This window comes from Kitasatospora sp. NPDC057904 (assembly GCF_042887925.1).
Taxonomy (GTDB): domain Bacteria; phylum Actinomycetota; class Actinomycetes; order Streptomycetales; family Streptomycetaceae; genus Kitasatospora.
Genome location: NZ_JBHVOL010000005.1, coordinates 381393 through 394647, shown reverse-complemented (window position 1 = coordinate 394647; position 13255 = coordinate 381393). Strand labels below are relative to the sequence as shown.

General features: G+C 74.9%; 16 protein-coding genes. 14 read left to right on the top strand and 2 right to left on the bottom strand.

The window, feature by feature from the left end; all coding sequences use genetic code 11:
* Positions 1-36: 36 nt before the first annotated feature.
* On the bottom strand, positions 37-597 hold the full coding sequence (locus tag ACFVSN_RS16220) for a heme-binding protein (RefSeq protein WP_380442763.1): 561 nt from the start codon (positions 595-597) through the stop codon (positions 37-39).
* 213 nt (positions 598-810) lie between these two features.
* Here ACFVSN_RS16220 and ACFVSN_RS16215 point away from each other — a divergent pair, with 213 nt between their 5' ends.
* Both ACFVSN_RS16215 and ACFVSN_RS16210 read left to right on the top strand, forming a co-directional pair.
* On the top strand, positions 811-2190 hold the full coding sequence (locus ACFVSN_RS16215; protein WP_380442761.1) for a sensor histidine kinase: 1380 nt from the start codon (positions 811-813) through the stop codon (positions 2188-2190).
* Positions 2187-2819 carry a response regulator gene (locus ACFVSN_RS16210; protein WP_380442759.1) on the top strand — a complete coding sequence of 211 codons (633 nt, stop codon included), beginning with the start codon at positions 2187-2189 and terminating at the stop codon, positions 2817-2819. The genes ACFVSN_RS16215 and ACFVSN_RS16210 overlap by 4 nt, the downstream gene beginning before the upstream one ends.
* Positions 2820-3278: 459 nt before the next feature.
* On the opposite strand, the gene ACFVSN_RS16205 is transcribed toward ACFVSN_RS16210, so the two are convergent.
* Positions 3279-3851: a hypothetical protein gene (locus ACFVSN_RS16205; protein ID WP_380442757.1), complete on the bottom strand. Its 573-nt coding sequence runs from the start codon at positions 3849-3851 to the stop codon at positions 3279-3281.
* Between ACFVSN_RS16205 and ACFVSN_RS16200 the strand changes: the two genes are divergently transcribed.
* The 12 genes from ACFVSN_RS16200 (at position 3818) to ACFVSN_RS16145 (ending at position 13244) form a co-directional block, all read left to right on the top strand.
* Complete coding sequence (locus ACFVSN_RS16200; RefSeq protein WP_387955604.1) at positions 3818-4459, top strand: alpha/beta fold hydrolase; 642 nt, start codon at positions 3818-3820, stop codon at positions 4457-4459. The genes ACFVSN_RS16205 and ACFVSN_RS16200 overlap by 34 nt on opposite strands.
* Positions 4460-4731: 272 nt before the next feature.
* Entirely contained in the window at positions 4732-5853 is a 1122-nt protein-coding gene (locus ACFVSN_RS16195; protein ID WP_380442755.1) for a nucleotide disphospho-sugar-binding domain-containing protein, read from the top strand.
* Between the two features lie 340 nt (positions 5854-6193).
* Positions 6194-6826, top strand: coding sequence for a pyridoxamine 5'-phosphate oxidase family protein (locus ACFVSN_RS16190; protein ID WP_380442753.1), 633 nt, complete (start codon positions 6194-6196; stop codon positions 6824-6826).
* A 205-nt stretch (positions 6827-7031) separates the two neighbouring features.
* Positions 7032-7178 carry a hypothetical protein gene (locus tag ACFVSN_RS16185; protein WP_380442751.1) on the top strand — a complete coding sequence of 49 codons (147 nt, stop codon included), beginning with the start codon at positions 7032-7034 and terminating at the stop codon, positions 7176-7178.
* A complete protein-coding gene (locus ACFVSN_RS16180) occupies positions 7175-7546 on the top strand; it encodes a holo-ACP synthase (protein WP_380442749.1) in 372 nt (123 codons plus the stop codon). Before ACFVSN_RS16185 ends, ACFVSN_RS16180 begins: the two co-directional genes overlap by 4 nt.
* A gap of 40 nt (positions 7547-7586) precedes the next feature.
* Entirely contained in the window at positions 7587-7838 is a 252-nt protein-coding gene (locus ACFVSN_RS16175) for an acyl carrier protein (RefSeq protein WP_380442747.1), read from the top strand.
* 19 nt (positions 7839-7857) lie between these two features.
* Entirely contained in the window at positions 7858-8682 is an 825-nt protein-coding gene (locus ACFVSN_RS16170; RefSeq protein ID WP_380503982.1) for a class I SAM-dependent methyltransferase, read from the top strand.
* Positions 8682-9659: a 3-oxoacyl-[acyl-carrier-protein] synthase III C-terminal domain-containing protein gene (locus tag ACFVSN_RS16165; RefSeq protein ID WP_380442742.1), complete on the top strand. Its 978-nt coding sequence runs from the start codon at positions 8682-8684 to the stop codon at positions 9657-9659. The genes ACFVSN_RS16170 and ACFVSN_RS16165 overlap by 1 nt, the downstream gene beginning before the upstream one ends.
* Positions 9656-9922 carry an acyl carrier protein gene (locus ACFVSN_RS16160; RefSeq protein WP_359970354.1) on the top strand — a complete coding sequence of 89 codons (267 nt, stop codon included), beginning with the start codon at positions 9656-9658 and terminating at the stop codon, positions 9920-9922. Before ACFVSN_RS16165 ends, ACFVSN_RS16160 begins: the two co-directional genes overlap by 4 nt.
* A complete protein-coding gene (locus ACFVSN_RS16155) occupies positions 9919-10728 on the top strand; it encodes a hypothetical protein (protein WP_380442739.1) in 810 nt (269 codons plus the stop codon). The genes ACFVSN_RS16160 and ACFVSN_RS16155 overlap by 4 nt, the downstream gene beginning before the upstream one ends.
* A gap of 96 nt (positions 10729-10824) precedes the next feature.
* Positions 10825-12198 (top strand): condensation domain-containing protein, encoded by a 1374-nt coding sequence (locus ACFVSN_RS16150; protein WP_387955511.1) that lies wholly within the window; start codon positions 10825-10827, stop codon positions 12196-12198.
* Positions 12195-13244: a polysaccharide deacetylase family protein gene (locus ACFVSN_RS16145; protein WP_387955509.1), complete on the top strand. Its 1050-nt coding sequence runs from the start codon at positions 12195-12197 to the stop codon at positions 13242-13244. Before ACFVSN_RS16150 ends, ACFVSN_RS16145 begins: the two co-directional genes overlap by 4 nt.
* Positions 13245-13255: the final 11 nt, after the last annotated feature.

The window sequence follows — 13255 nt, the reverse complement described above, 5'->3', positions numbered from 1 at the left end:
AGGGGTGCTTCCCCGTCCGCGGTGCCCAGGGCCGCGTCACTTCGCGAGCGCGGCGACCCCCGCCTGGGCGAACTGCTCGTCCAGGTCGCCGCTGGGCGCGCCCGCGACGCCGATCGCCGCGACCGGGGCGCCCTTGGCCTGCACCGGGGCGCCGCCGGCCAGGAACAGCGTGCCCGGGATGTCCTTGAGGTTCGGGGCCTGCGCCAGCCGCTTGGCCAGCTCCGAGGTCGGCGCATTCCAGGAGACCGCGGTGTAGGCCTTGCGCACGGCCGACTCCGGCGACTGCGGGCCGGCCGCGTCGCCCTTGAGCAGGACCCGGGTGACGCCGTCCCGGTCGACGACCGCGACCGAGACGTGCTGGCCGGCCTTGGCCGCCGCGTCCAGGGCGGCCTGCGCGGCGCGGGTGGCGGCGTCGACGGTCAGACCCGTGCTCTGGGCCAGGTTCCTGTTCTGGGTGTCGACCTTCACCGCGGCCGGCGCGGCGGCCGGGGTCTCGCTCGTGTCGGCGCTGGCCGAGACGGCGCCGACGGTGGCGGCGAGCGCGGCGGCGGCGAGGGTACCGGTCAGGACTCGGGTGCGCACGGAGATCTTCTTCATCGGGGTCCAGCTCCTCGGGGACTACGGGATCGGGCTGTCGGGGATCCGCGGGTTCGGGGGGAGCCGCGGGTTCGGGTGGGGGCCGCCGGGCGGCGGGGGGACCCGTCCGGCGGCCGTGCTTCGATCCTCCGGCCGGAGCGGGGCCGGCCACATCGGCGGTCCGGCGCGGCCGCGCGGGCGGGTCGGCGGACACCGGGGTCAACCGATCGGCTGATGCGGGACCGGGCCGGACGGGTCACCATCGAGGGATCGGCGCAGGTCAGCGCGCCCCCCGTGACCACCGACCAGGAGCCTCCCGTGCCGCACCCCCGCGCCGCAGACGACGCCGTCGTCGCCGAGGGCGCCGAGGGCGCCGACGCGCTCGCGGGTGCGGACGCGCTCGGGAGCACCGCCGGCGACCCGGACGCGGGCCGGCTCGCGCTGCTGCTCGACTCCGCCTTCCTCCTGCTGCTCGTCGCCTCGCTCAGCCGCTACCTCACCCACCACGCCGGCAGCCCGCGGATCCCGTGGGTCGTCGGCCTGAGCGCCGCCCTGGCCGCCGCCCAGCCGGCCGGCTCCTGGCTCGCGCACCGCCGCCCGCCCGCACCGGGCCGGCGCCGGCTCTGGCCGTTCGCGACGGTGGTCGCCCTCTGGGTGGTGCTGGTGCTGCTCGCGCCGAGCTTCGCGTGGTGCGCCGTCCCGTTGGTCTACACCGCCCTGCGCACGCTCGCCGCGCGGGCGGCGATCCCGCTGGTGGCGGCGCTCACCCTGCTGGTCGTGATCGCCGAGATCCGGCTGCCCGGCGGCGCCGACGCGACGCTCGTCCTGTTGCCGCCCGCCGTGGCGGCGCTCGCCACCGGCGTCTTCCTCTTCATGGCGCGGCAGGCCGCCCGGCAGCACGCGTTGATCGCCGACCTGGTCCGCACCCGACGCGAACTCGCCGCCACCGAACGGCGGGAGGGCACGCTGGCGGAGCGCGAGCGGCTGGCGATGGAGATCCACGACACCCTCGCCCAGGGCCTGTCCAGCCAGCAGATGCTGCTCCAGGCCGCCGACCGCACCTGGGACGCCGACCCGGCGACCGCCCGCGCCCACGTGCGCACCGCCGCCGACGTCGCCGCCCGGAACCTCGCCGAGGCCCGCCGCTTCGTCCACGACCTCGCACCCGCCGAACTCGCCGACGGCCGCCCGCTGGACGAGGCGCTGCGCGCGCTGGCCGCGCGCGAGTCCGCCGAGAGCGGCCTGCCGGTCCGCTTCCACCTGGACGGCGCGCCCGTCCCGCTGCCGGCCGCCGCCCAGTCCGCGCTGCTGCGGATCGCCCAGGGCGCGCTGGCCAACGTCCGGGAGCACGCCGGGGCTTCGACGGCGGCGATCACGCTGTCCTTCCTCGGCGACCAGGCCGTGCTGGACGTCGCCGACGACGGCCGGGGCCTCGACCGCGGCCGGGGCCCCGACGGCGCCGGCGAAGGACCGGCGGGCGGGGCCGGCCGCGGGTACGGGCTGCCGGCGATGCGCGCGCGGCTGCGGCAGCTCGGTGGCACGCTGACGGTCGAGAGCGCCCCCGGCGAGGGCACCGTCGTCTCCGCCTCGATCCCCCTGGAGCAGCAGCCATGACCACGACTCCCGTCCGGCTGCTGGTCTGCGACGACCACGCGGTGGTCCGGGCCGGCCTGCTCGCGCTGCTCGCGAGCGCGGGCGACTTCGAGGTGGTCGGCGAGGCGAGCACCGGGGAGGAGGCGGTCGCGCTGGCCGACCGGCTGGCGCCGCAGGTCGTGCTGATGGACCTCCAGCTCGGGGACGGCATCGACGGCGTGGAGGCCACCCGCCGGATCACCGCCGCGCCCGGCGGTCCGCACGTGCTGGTGCTGACCACGTACGACACGGACGCCGACATCAGCCGCGCGATCGCCGCCGGGGCCACCGGCTACCTGCTGAAGGCCGAACGGCCGGAGGAGCTGTTCGCCGCCGTCCACGCCGCCGCGCGGGGGAGGACGGTGCTGTCGCCGCCGGTGGCGACCCGGGTGATGGCGCAGATGCGGGCGCCCGCGCCGCAGCTGACCGAGCGCGAGCAGGACATCCTGGAGCAACTGGCGCAGGGGCTCGGCAACCGGGAGATCGCCCGCGCGCTGTTCATCAGCGAGGCCACCGTGAAGACCCACCTGGGCCGCATCTACGACAAGCTCGGCGTCGACACCCGGTCCGGCGCGGTGGCCGTCGCCAAGGAGCGCAGGCTGCTGCGCTGAGCGCTCGTCCGGTGCCGCTCCGTACTGTCGAAGTGCTCGGAATGTCGGATTCCAGACCGGCGCACGCTCTCCCCCGCACCCCGCACGCGCCCCCGACGGACCGTCGCGCGCCCTGATGCGCCCACAAATACCTGGTGGCGCGGCGTCCACGACCCTGTCACGATTGTGGATGTTTCGTGGATCCCGCTATTGACAAACCAACCACGCGGTTTGTTAGCTTGGGTCCAACGACGTCCCTGGGGGAAGGGGCTCGCCGGGGTCCGTGCGGACCGCCCTCGCCGGAGGGCACCGCCAGGGGGGCCGGCGAGCGGCCGGGGGGTCGGGGGGAGCGGCAGTGCCGAAGCCGCGCGACGAGGGTGGCGCGGAGCGTGTCCGGGGGGGCTCGCTCCGCGCCTCCTCTGCCCACTGATCTGCGCACCGATCTGCCCACCGAGGCCCCGCCCGACGCGGGACCCCGCGTCACGCCATCGCGCTCCAGTGGGAACAGCAGACGTACGGCAGCGGCGCGCGGCCGCACCCACCCGCGGCCTGCGTGCGCGACGGGTGCTCCGGACGGTCCGCCCCCGGTGAGCTCGCGATCAGCCCTGCCTCACCCAAGTCGCCGAACTCCAGCACCAGTTGATAGCCGTCCCGGGTCGTCGCGGCCACCCGCGGCAGCTCCCGGCCGACACCGAGCGCGGTGATCGTCCAGCCGCGCCGCCGCCAGTGGCCCTCGACCACGCCGGCCAGCACCGCGCGCCGCGCCTCCGACACGATGGTGAGGACGTCCCGTCCGCGCGTGACGTACCAGTGCGGACCGTCGCCGGACCGGGGCGGCGGCAGCCGGACGCCGGACCGGGGCGGCGCGCTCTGCCAGACGGGCATCGGCCGGATCGCGTCGAGCGTGTCCTGGAGCAGCGTCTCGCATCTCGCGGCGGCGACGAGTTGATCGACCGTCGCCTCCCCCAGCGGCCAGGCGGCCGGCTCCTCCGGCCCGAAGCAGGGGCGGCCCACCGGGCATCCGAGGTTCAGGTCGGCACGACCTGGCAGCACTGGGTTCTCCGTACTCCTCCCGGTGTTCAACCCGGGCAGGGATTCCGTCTCTCCTTCGACGGCGCGCGTACGCGATCGGTTCCGGCACCGCCGACGTCGGCGGCTTCTCGCTCGGCGCCGTCGTCGCCACCGCGGCCGCCGCACTGCGCCCGGATCAGGTCCGCCGGCTGGTCGCCACCGCCGGGTGGATCGGCAGCGAGCAGGACGAGTACCTGCGCCTGTCCTTCGCCACCTGGCTGTCGCTCGCCGCCGACCCCGTCGCCTTCGGCCGCCACGCCACCCTCACCGCCTTCAGCCGGGGCTTCCTCAACCGGATCGGCCGAGCTGCCGTCGAGGCCAACACCGCCTACATGCAGCCGACTTCGGGCACGTTGCGGCACATCGCCCTCGACCTCGCGCTGGACCTCGGCCCGCTGCTCCCCCGGGTCCAGGCACCGGCTCTGGTCATCCGCTGCACCCAGGACGCCACCGTGCCGGTGGAGAACACCCGCCGGCTGCACGCCGCCCTCCCCGGCAGCGGGTACGCCGAGTTCGACACCGGGCACATCGTCCTGGCCGAGGAGACCGAGGCGTACACCAGGACCGTCCGCGACTTCCTCGACGGCTGAGCGGGAATCCCGACCGGCTGCCCCCGCGGAACCGGCACGCCCGACCGGCGCCCGACCGGCGACCGACCCGGACCGAGCGGGCCCGACCGGCGACCGACCCGCCCCGCGCCGGAGAGAGCACACCGCGGCCCGCCTGGCAAGAGCCACGGCAGAACGTCCGATTCCCGCACACGGCACCGAAATCCGAATTGACTCGACATCAGCTCGCGAGAGGAGATGGGCTTGTCCGTCGCCGCTCCGCACGAGAGCGCGACACGTCATGCAAGGAGACGATGATGCGCATACTCCTCACCGGCCCGGCCGCGGCCGGCCACCTCTTCCCGATGGTGCCCACCGCCCAGGCCCTGCGCGCCGCCGGGCACGACATCCTGTTCGCCGTCTCCCGGCCGCTGGACCAGATCCGCAGCGCCGGCTTCCCGCTCGCCGAGATCGGCGACGGCCGCGACATGCGCGACCTGTTCTCCGAGGCCAACGACGGCCAGCTCAGCTACAGCGGCCACGGCCTCGACCAGGACGGGATCCTGGACATGGCCGCCCGCGCCTTCGCCTACGTCGCCCGTCCCACCGTCGACGGCCTCCTCGACGTCGCCTCCGACTGGGGCGCCGACCTGCTCGTGCACGCCGCGTTCCAGCCCGCGGCCCCGCTGGTGGCGGCCAAGCTCGGGATCCCGTCGGTCCTGCACAACTACGGCATCCCGACCGGCCGCGACATGGTCGAGCGCCTCGCCGGCCACTTCACCGACCTCTACGAGAAGCACGGCGTGGCCGGTCCCGCCACGCCCACCTCGCTCAGCATCGGCCCGCTCGGCGGCGACCCGGACGGCCTGCGGATGCGCTACGTGCCGTACAACGGCGGCGGCCTCGTCCCGGGCGAGTTCCTGGCCCCGGCCGAGCGTCCGCGGGTCCTGATCACCCTGGGCACCGTGGTCACCCAGATGGACGGCGTCAGCGCCGTCTCCCGCCTGATCGAGGCGGCCTCCGCGGTCGACGCCGACTTCCTGCTCGCCGTCGACGGCGCCGACATCGCCCCGCTCGGCACCCTGCCCGGCAACGTCCGCGCCCTGCCCTGGGTGCCGCTCGCCGACCTGGTCCGTCACTGCGACGGCGTGATCCAGCACGGCGGCGCGGGCACCACGGGCACCACCCTCTCGGCAGGTGTCCCGCAGCTCCTGCTCCCCCAGGGCGCCGACAACTTCATGGTCGCCGACGCGCTCGTCGCCGCCGGTATCGCCCTGCGCTCCACCTCGGAGACCGTCGACACCGACGTCCTGAACCGCCTCCTGACCGACACCGACCTCCGCGCCGCCGCCGCCCGCGTCCGCGCCGAGAACGACGCCCTCCCCACCCCCGCCGCCATGGTCCCCACCCTGGAGGCCCTGGCCGCCGCCCGCTGAACCGCCCCGGCACCCGGCAGCCGCAGGCCACCCGGCCTGCGGCTTTCCGCGTTGCGGCGCGGGCACGCGCCGCCGCCCCGCCCGACGGACGCCGCTCCTGCCGGTACGCCGTGCGCTCCGGACAACTGCTCCGGCAGTGTTACCGGTTCTGCCGGTCGCGACGGTCCCGTGGGCGGTGCCCGGCGCAAGCGCAGGTGGGCAGCGGTGCGGTCGGCGGCGGCCGGACGCCGGGGGGGCTCCCGCTCGTCTGGCCGGGCTGGAGGAGTGTGCCCAGGCGAGGTCCGTACGGTGGTCGAACCGCAAGGCCGTTCCCCGTGCCGACCCACCAGAGGAGCGTCGCATGAGCCGGTTCGACCAGCTCGCGTACACCGAGGCGGTGCGCCAGGTCCAGGAGGAGATGGGCAGCGCCACCGCCGCCGACCGCCGGCTGCGGCGCCCGGCCGAGGAGGCCGAGCCGCTCACCGGCTCCGAGGCCTCGTTCATCCGCAGCCTCGACGGCTTCCTGTTCGCCAGCGTGGGCCAGACCGGCTGGCCGTACATCCAGTTCCGGGGCGGCCCGACCGGGTTCGTGCACGTGCTGGACGAGCACACGCTCGGCTACCTCAGCGTCCGGGGCAACCGGCAGTACATCACCACCGGCAACCTGCGGGGCGACGACCGGGTCGCGCTCTTCTTCATCGACCACGCGCGCCGGGCACGCCTCAAGCTGTTCGGCCGCGCCGCCGCCGTGCCGATCGGCGACGACCCCGGGCTCGTCGAGCGCCTGAGCGAGCCGCGCACCGAGGGCGCGGTCGAACACGTCGTCACCATCCGGGTCGAGGCGTTCGCCTGGAACTGCCCCAACCACATCACGCCCCGGTTCAGTCAGCGCGAGGTCTCCGACGCCCTGGCGCCGGTCCACGAGCGCCTCGCGCAGCTGGAGCAGGAGAACGCCGCCCTGCGCGCCGAGCTCGCCGCGGGAAAGCCGCAGTAGGACGGGAGCGGCCCCAGGGAGCGGCCCCAGGGAGCGGCCCCGGGGGCGTCCCCAGGGGAGCGGCCCCGGGTGCCCGGTGTTCCGGTGACGCACCCGGCTGTCCGCTGACCTAATTCGGCAGCCGGTTCCGGGCGTTGAGAAAGGTCTGCACCAATCCCTAGCCTCGAATCGTCCAAGAACACCGAGGCGAACGGAGACATCGCCCATGGTCAGCGATGTGATCGACCGGAACGGCCGGCTCCAGGAAATCACGGACCGCCTCACCGGCCACGACGGGCAACCCGCCCTCGCCACCCCCGGACCCGTCCGCGACGCCGCCAGGGCCACCGCCGGCGCCGCCGATCCGTCGTGAACCGGCCCCGCATCGGCGTCGACCTCGTGCCGCTCACCCGGATCCACGAACTCCTGCCGGTGCTCAGGCGGTTCCTCTCCACCGACGAGCTGACCGCCTCCCGGACCCCGGACGGCGCGCCCGACCCGTCCGGGATCGCCGGACGGCTGGCCGCCAAGGAGGCCGTCTTCAAGCTGTTCGGCACCGTCGGCCGGCCCGTGCCCTGGCAGGGCATCGAGATCCTGCGCGGCCCCGGCGGCCGCCCCGAGGTCCGGCTGGCCGGCTCGGCCGCCGAACTCGCCGCCGACGCCGGGCTCGGCCCGATCGACATCAGCATCAGCCACGACGGCGGCTTCGCCATCGCCGTCGCGGCCACCACCGCTCCCTGAGCGGGCCCACCACCGTCCGCGCCCTTCGAAGGGAACCGCCATGAGCGCCACCGGCACCGGCACCGCCACCGGCATCGACAAGGTCCGCGACTGGATCCTCGGCCGCCACCCCGGCCGCACCGAACTCGCGCCCGACGTCAACATCATCGAGAGCCGCCTGGTCGACTCGCTCGCCTTCGTCGAGCTCGTCTACACCATCGAGGACGCGGCCGGCATCGAGATCGACTTCGACACCATCGACATCGAGGACTTCCAGTCCCTCGCCACCATCCAGAAGGCGTTCTTCGCCTGAGCCCGAGGAGGGACCACCCATGCACGCCGTTTCCTACACCGCCCAGTGGATGGCCGCCGCCCGCGCCCAGGAGTCCGAACGCGAGGACGCCCTCTTCACCGACCCCCTCGCCCGCGACCTCGCCGCCCCCAAGGGCTTCGAACTGATCGAGCGTTATGTCGGAGGCGGTGTCCTGCCGTTCATCTCGATCAGGACCCGCTACCTGGACGACGCCATCCGCGACATCCTCGCCGAGGGCGGCATCCGGCAGGTCGTCCTCATCGCCGCCGGCATGGACACCCGCGCCTTCCGCCTCGACTGGCCCGACGGCACCGAGCTCTACGAGGTCGACCACGGCCCCCTCATCACGGAGAAGCGCCGCCGCCTCGACGCCCTCGGCGCCGAACCCCGCACCGACCGCCGCGAGGTCTCCGCCGACCTCACCCAGGACTGGCTGCCCACCCTCGAAGCCGCCGGCTTCGACCGCACCCGCCCCACCCTGTGGATCGCCGAGGGGCTGACCTTCTTCCTCACCGAGGACCAGGTCTCCGGCCTGCTCACCCTGCTCGCCTCGGCCTCCGCCCCCGGCAGCCGCCTCGCGTTCGACATGCTCGGCCGGGCCCAGCTGCGCAGCCCGTTCGCCAAGACCTTCCTCGACGCCCTGGCCGCCGACGGCACCCCGTGGGTCTTCGGGACCGACGAGCCCGAGGAGTTCCTGACCGCCAACGGCTGGAAGGCCGTCGACGTCAGCGAGCCCGGCCAGCCCGGCGCCGGCGAGGGCCGCTGGCCCTACGACGTCCAGCCGCGCGACCGCCGCGGCGCCAACCGGCTGTGGCTCGTCCGCGCCGAGATCGCGGCCGCGTGATGAGCGAGCGGACGGCGGAGCGCCGGATCACGCTGGAACGGATCGAGTCGTACGCGCCCGAGCGCAGCGTGCGGATCGAGGAGCTCGGGGAGCACCTCGGTCTGCGCCGTGGTGATCTGGGGGTGTTCCGCAAGTTCTACGGTCTCGACCGGCTGCGGTACGACCCGCAGCTGCCGCTGCTGGACCTGTTGCGGCCGGCGGCGCGCGCGGCGCTGGCCGCCCTGCCCGACGACGGACACGTCGACTACCTCGCCTACGCCCACGTCACCCAGGCCGTCGCCCCGGCCGACACCGACATGGCCCAGGTCGTGCGCGACGACCTCGGACTCACCGGCGCCGAGGCCTTCGGACTGAGCCACCAGGCCTGCGTCAGCAGCCTCGGCGCGATCGAGATCCTCGGCAACCTGCTGCGCGCCGAAGGCCGCGAAGGCGCCCACGCCCTCATGGTCACCGGTGAGCAGGCCTACTCCCCCATCGTGCAACTGGTCCCCAACACGGCGATCATGGCCGACGCCGCGGCCTCCTGCCTGCTCACCCTGGACGGCGACGGCGACATCGTCCGCTCCTTCACCACCCGCACCCTCGGCGAGTACGCCCGCTGGCTGGAGCTCACCCCCGAGCAGAGCACCGAGTACGGCGAGCAGTACGCCGCCAGGATCGCCGAGGTCATCCACCAGGCGCTGGCGGAAGCCGGGTTGACCTTCGACGACGTCGACCTCGTCATCCCCCACAACGTCAACAAGCTCGCCTGGCGCCAGACCGTCAAGGAACTCGGCATCGACCAGGACAAGGTCTTCCTCGACAACGTCCCCGTCTACAGCCACACCTTCGCCGCCGACGTCTTCCTCAACTACACCACCCTGCGCGACACCGGCCGGCTCACCGACGGCGCGCACTACCTCCTGGTGTCCGTCGGCCTCGGCGCCACCTTCGGCGCCATGGTCATCACCCACCGCACCCCGGGAGGCAGCCGGTGAACCGTCAGGACGTGCTGATCACCATCGAGAAGGCGCTGAGCGAGGTCCTGGAGCGACCGATCACCGGGCTGACCGAGGACACCGCGCTCTTCGACGACCTGCGGCTCGACTCCTCGTCCGTCCTCGGGCTGCTGATGACCGTCGAGGAGGCCACCGGGATCGCGGTGGACCCGGACGACCTCGACATCGACCACCTGCGCACCATGCGCTCGTTCGCCGACTACGTGGAGGCCGCGCTGCGGCGGGAAGAGGGGACCTCATGACCGCGCTCGCCCTGCGCGCAGCCACCGCCGTACGCGCCCCGGCCGGCCCCGGCCCGGGCGAGGACGACCCCGCCCTGCTCGCCTACTTCACCGACCTCCTCGCCCCGTTCGGGCAGAAACCCGACCAGGACCTCTACCGCGGCGGCGCCCACCTCCACCACCGGGACCTCGTCGACCTCCTCCTGGCCGCCGACGAGGCCGTCGCGGCCGCCCGGCCCGACCTCGCGATCGTCGCCCACGCCCTGCCCGACCTCGCCCCCTTCACCGCCACCGCCCCCTACCTCACCGCCCGGCTCGGCGGCCGGGCCACCAACTTCGCCCTCACCGAACAGGGCCTCGCCGCGCCCTTCACGGCCCTGCGCATCGCCGCCGCCTACCAGGAGGCCGGCCGGGCCGCCGAGGTCGCCGTCGCCGTCCTCGAACAGACCACCCTGCCCACGCCGTACCCCCTGACGCCGCTGGTCGACTCCGCCGCGCTCCTGGTCCTCCGCGCGGACGCCGGCCCCGGCCCGCGGTTCGCCGGCGCCCACTCCGCCGACCACGCCGGCCCGGCCCTGGCCGCCCGACTCGACGGTCCGGACGCGGACGGCACCCTCCTCGTCCTCGGCCCCCACGTCACCGACGACATCCCCGACCACCCCGCCGTCCACCGCGCCGAACCCGGCAGCTACTGCACCGGCGTCTGGCTCGAACTCGCGCGCCACTGGCAGGACTGGCAGCACGCCCACCGCCGCGTCGTCCTCTGCGACACCGACCCCCGCACCGGCCGCACCCACCTGGCCGTGTTCGCCGACGGCGAGGAGTGACCCGGGTCCACCCGCACCCGCCCGGCGCCGCCACCCGTGGAGGGCCCGGCTCCGGCAGACAACGGACGAGGCAACCGAAGGGACGGCAGGAACAGGATGACCACGGTCAACGAGCAGAGCATCAGGCTGGATTCCGCACGAGCCGGGACGGGCCCGGCCACCTGGGGGCAGCGGGCGATCTGGGGGGTCGTCACCCGGCTCGGCGACGACGCCCCCCGGTACAACCTGCCCACCGAGCTCCCCGTCACCCCGCCCCGCCCCGCCGCCCGCGTCCTCGCGGACCTGACGGAGCTGCTCCACCTCCACGACAGCCTGCACACCAGGCTGCTGCCGGCCGGTGAGGACGGGCTGGAGCAGGTCGTGGACGGCAGCGGCGAACTCCCCGTCGAGGTCCGGCGGTGCGCCGCGGCCGAGGCGCCGGAGGCCGGTGCCGCGCTGCTCAAGGAGCTGGCCGGACGCCCCTTCGACCACACCCGGGAATGGCCGCTGAGGGTCGGCCTCGTCGAGTGCGAGGGGCTGGTCCACCGGCTGGTCCTGACCGGTTCGCACGCCGGCATGGACTACTGGGGCCTCGTCCGGCTGCTGCGCGACCTCCGGTCGATCGAGGCGGGCGAGTCGGCCGAGTCGCTGCGCCGGTCCCGCCCCGCCCTCCAGCCGCTGGACGCCGCGGCGGTCCAGGCCTCGCCGCTCGGCCGCCGCCGGGACGAGGCCGCCCGCCGCTACTGGTGCGAGCAACTGGCCGCCGGCCCCCGGCGGATCTTCCGGGAGCCCGCCGCGCCGGAGCTCGCCGCCGATCCGGACCGGCTGTTCCCCAACGCGCTGCTGCGCTCGCCCGCGCTGGCCGTCGCCGTCGAGCGGGTGGCCGAGCACCTGGAGGTGAGCGACGCCGCGGTGCTGCTGGGCGCGGCCTCGCACCAGCTGGCCCGGATGTCCGGCAGCGACGACGTGCTGTTCCAGGTGGTCGTGGGCAACCGCTTCCAGCCGGCCGCCACCGCGGCGGTCAGCACGGTGGCGCAGGAGGCGCTGTTCCGGCTCCCGGACGCGGGCCGGGACTTCGTGGACGCGGTACGGCGGACGCGGTCCGTCTCGTTCAGCGCGTTCCGGCACGCCGCGTACGACAAGTGGGCGCTGGAGCGGGAGGTGGCACGGCTGGTCGAACGGGGGGAGGCGGCCGACCACTCGTACTGGTGGAACGACACCCGGGACCCGGGCAGCGGGCCGTTCGACACCGTCGAGCGGCCGGAGGACGCGCTGGGCGAGCTGGCCGGCCGCACCGAGCTGAGCTGGCCGGCGGACTTCCCGGCCCGGGTGAACGTCTCGATGGCGGTGGACGTGCTGACCGCCCCGGGCGCCCTGGACCTCGCGATGACGGCCGACCCGGCGGTGCTCGGCCGCGCCGGGATGGAGCAGTTCCTGCGGGGCGTCGAGCAGTTGATCGTCGCCGAGGCGCTCGCGCTGGGGGACGAGTGAGCGCGCGCTACGCGGGAATCGCCTGGACGGGCGCGGGCTACGAGGTCGAGGTGCTCGACGGCGCCGGCCGCAGGGCGACCGAGCCGAGCCGCTGGGGAGCTGCGGCCGTCACCGAACTCATCTCCCTGATACGGGATTTGAGCTCGGACGACGAACCGGTGGCCGTGGTGCTCGACAGCACCAACGGACTGCTCGACGGCCCGATGACGGCGGCCGGCCTGGAGGTGTACCGCGCGGACCCCTGGGTGCTGCCGCCCCGGCCGCGGTTCGGCTCCGTCCCGGCCGCACGCCTGGCGGAGCAGGCCAGGACCGCACCCGACACGCTGGCACGGGTGACCGCCGAGGGCGGCAGCCTGACCGGCCGGGCCGACGAGTTCCACGAGGTCGTCCGGCGCAGCGAGCCCACCCGGGCCGCCCTGGTGGCCGCCGGCCGCTGGTTCGAGCACGGCCGCCGGGACGTCCCGCGGGTCGCGCTCACCTTCGACGACGGCCCCGACCCGGTGCACACCCGGCGGGTGCTGGAGATCCTGGACCGCTACGGGGTGCGGGCGACGTTCTTCTGCGTCGGCCACCACGCCGCGGCGCTGCCCGACGAGGTGCGCCGGATCGCCGACGCCGGCCACGAGGTGGGCAACCACTCCTGGTCCCACCCCTTCCTGGCCGATCTGACGGCGGATCAGTTGCGCGAGCAGCTCGACCGCACGGCGGAGGCGGTGGCGCGGGCCACCGGCACGGCCCCGACCCGGTTCCGCCCGCCGTACGGCGCGCTGAGCCCCGAGGTGCCGGCCGTCCTGGAGGACCACCCGGCCACCCTGACCATGTTCGACGTGGACTCCCGCGACTGGACGCGGCCGGGGCCGGAGCGCATCGCGGCGACCGTCCTGGAGTCCGCCGGCCCCGGATCGGTGGTGCTGATGCACGAGGGCGCCGGCGACCGCGGCCAGACCGTCCAGGCCCTCCCGTCGATCGTCGAGGGCCTGCTCGACCGCGGCCTGGAACCGGTCACCGTCGGGGAGCTCGACCCGCCACCCGTCACCCGACCCTGAACACCACGATC

Coding starts and splice junctions, on each gene's coding strand:
- ACFVSN_RS16195 (WP_380442755.1), top strand. CDS start 4,732: ATGATGCGCATACTCCTCACCGGCCCGGCCGCGGCCGGCCACCTCTTC.
- ACFVSN_RS16210 (WP_380442759.1), top strand. CDS start 2,187: ATGACCACGACTCCCGTCCGGCTGCTGGTCTGCGACGACCACGCGGTG.
- ACFVSN_RS16165 (WP_380442742.1), top strand. CDS start 8,682: ATGAGCGAGCGGACGGCGGAGCGCCGGATCACGCTGGAACGGATCGAG.
- ACFVSN_RS16150 (WP_387955511.1), top strand. CDS start 10,825: ATGACCACGGTCAACGAGCAGAGCATCAGGCTGGATTCCGCACGAGCC.
- ACFVSN_RS16155 (WP_380442739.1), top strand. CDS start 9,919: ATGACCGCGCTCGCCCTGCGCGCAGCCACCGCCGTACGCGCCCCGGCC.
- ACFVSN_RS16190 (WP_380442753.1), top strand. CDS start 6,194: ATGAGCCGGTTCGACCAGCTCGCGTACACCGAGGCGGTGCGCCAGGTC.
- ACFVSN_RS16220 (WP_380442763.1), bottom strand. CDS start 597: ATGAAGAAGATCTCCGTGCGCACCCGAGTCCTGACCGGTACCCTCGCC.
- ACFVSN_RS16170 (WP_380503982.1), top strand. CDS start 7,858: ATGCACGCCGTTTCCTACACCGCCCAGTGGATGGCCGCCGCCCGCGCC.
- ACFVSN_RS16185 (WP_380442751.1), top strand. CDS start 7,032: ATGGTCAGCGATGTGATCGACCGGAACGGCCGGCTCCAGGAAATCACG.
- ACFVSN_RS16215 (WP_380442761.1), top strand. CDS start 811: ATGCGGGACCGGGCCGGACGGGTCACCATCGAGGGATCGGCGCAGGTC.
- ACFVSN_RS16175 (WP_380442747.1), top strand. CDS start 7,587: ATGAGCGCCACCGGCACCGGCACCGCCACCGGCATCGACAAGGTCCGC.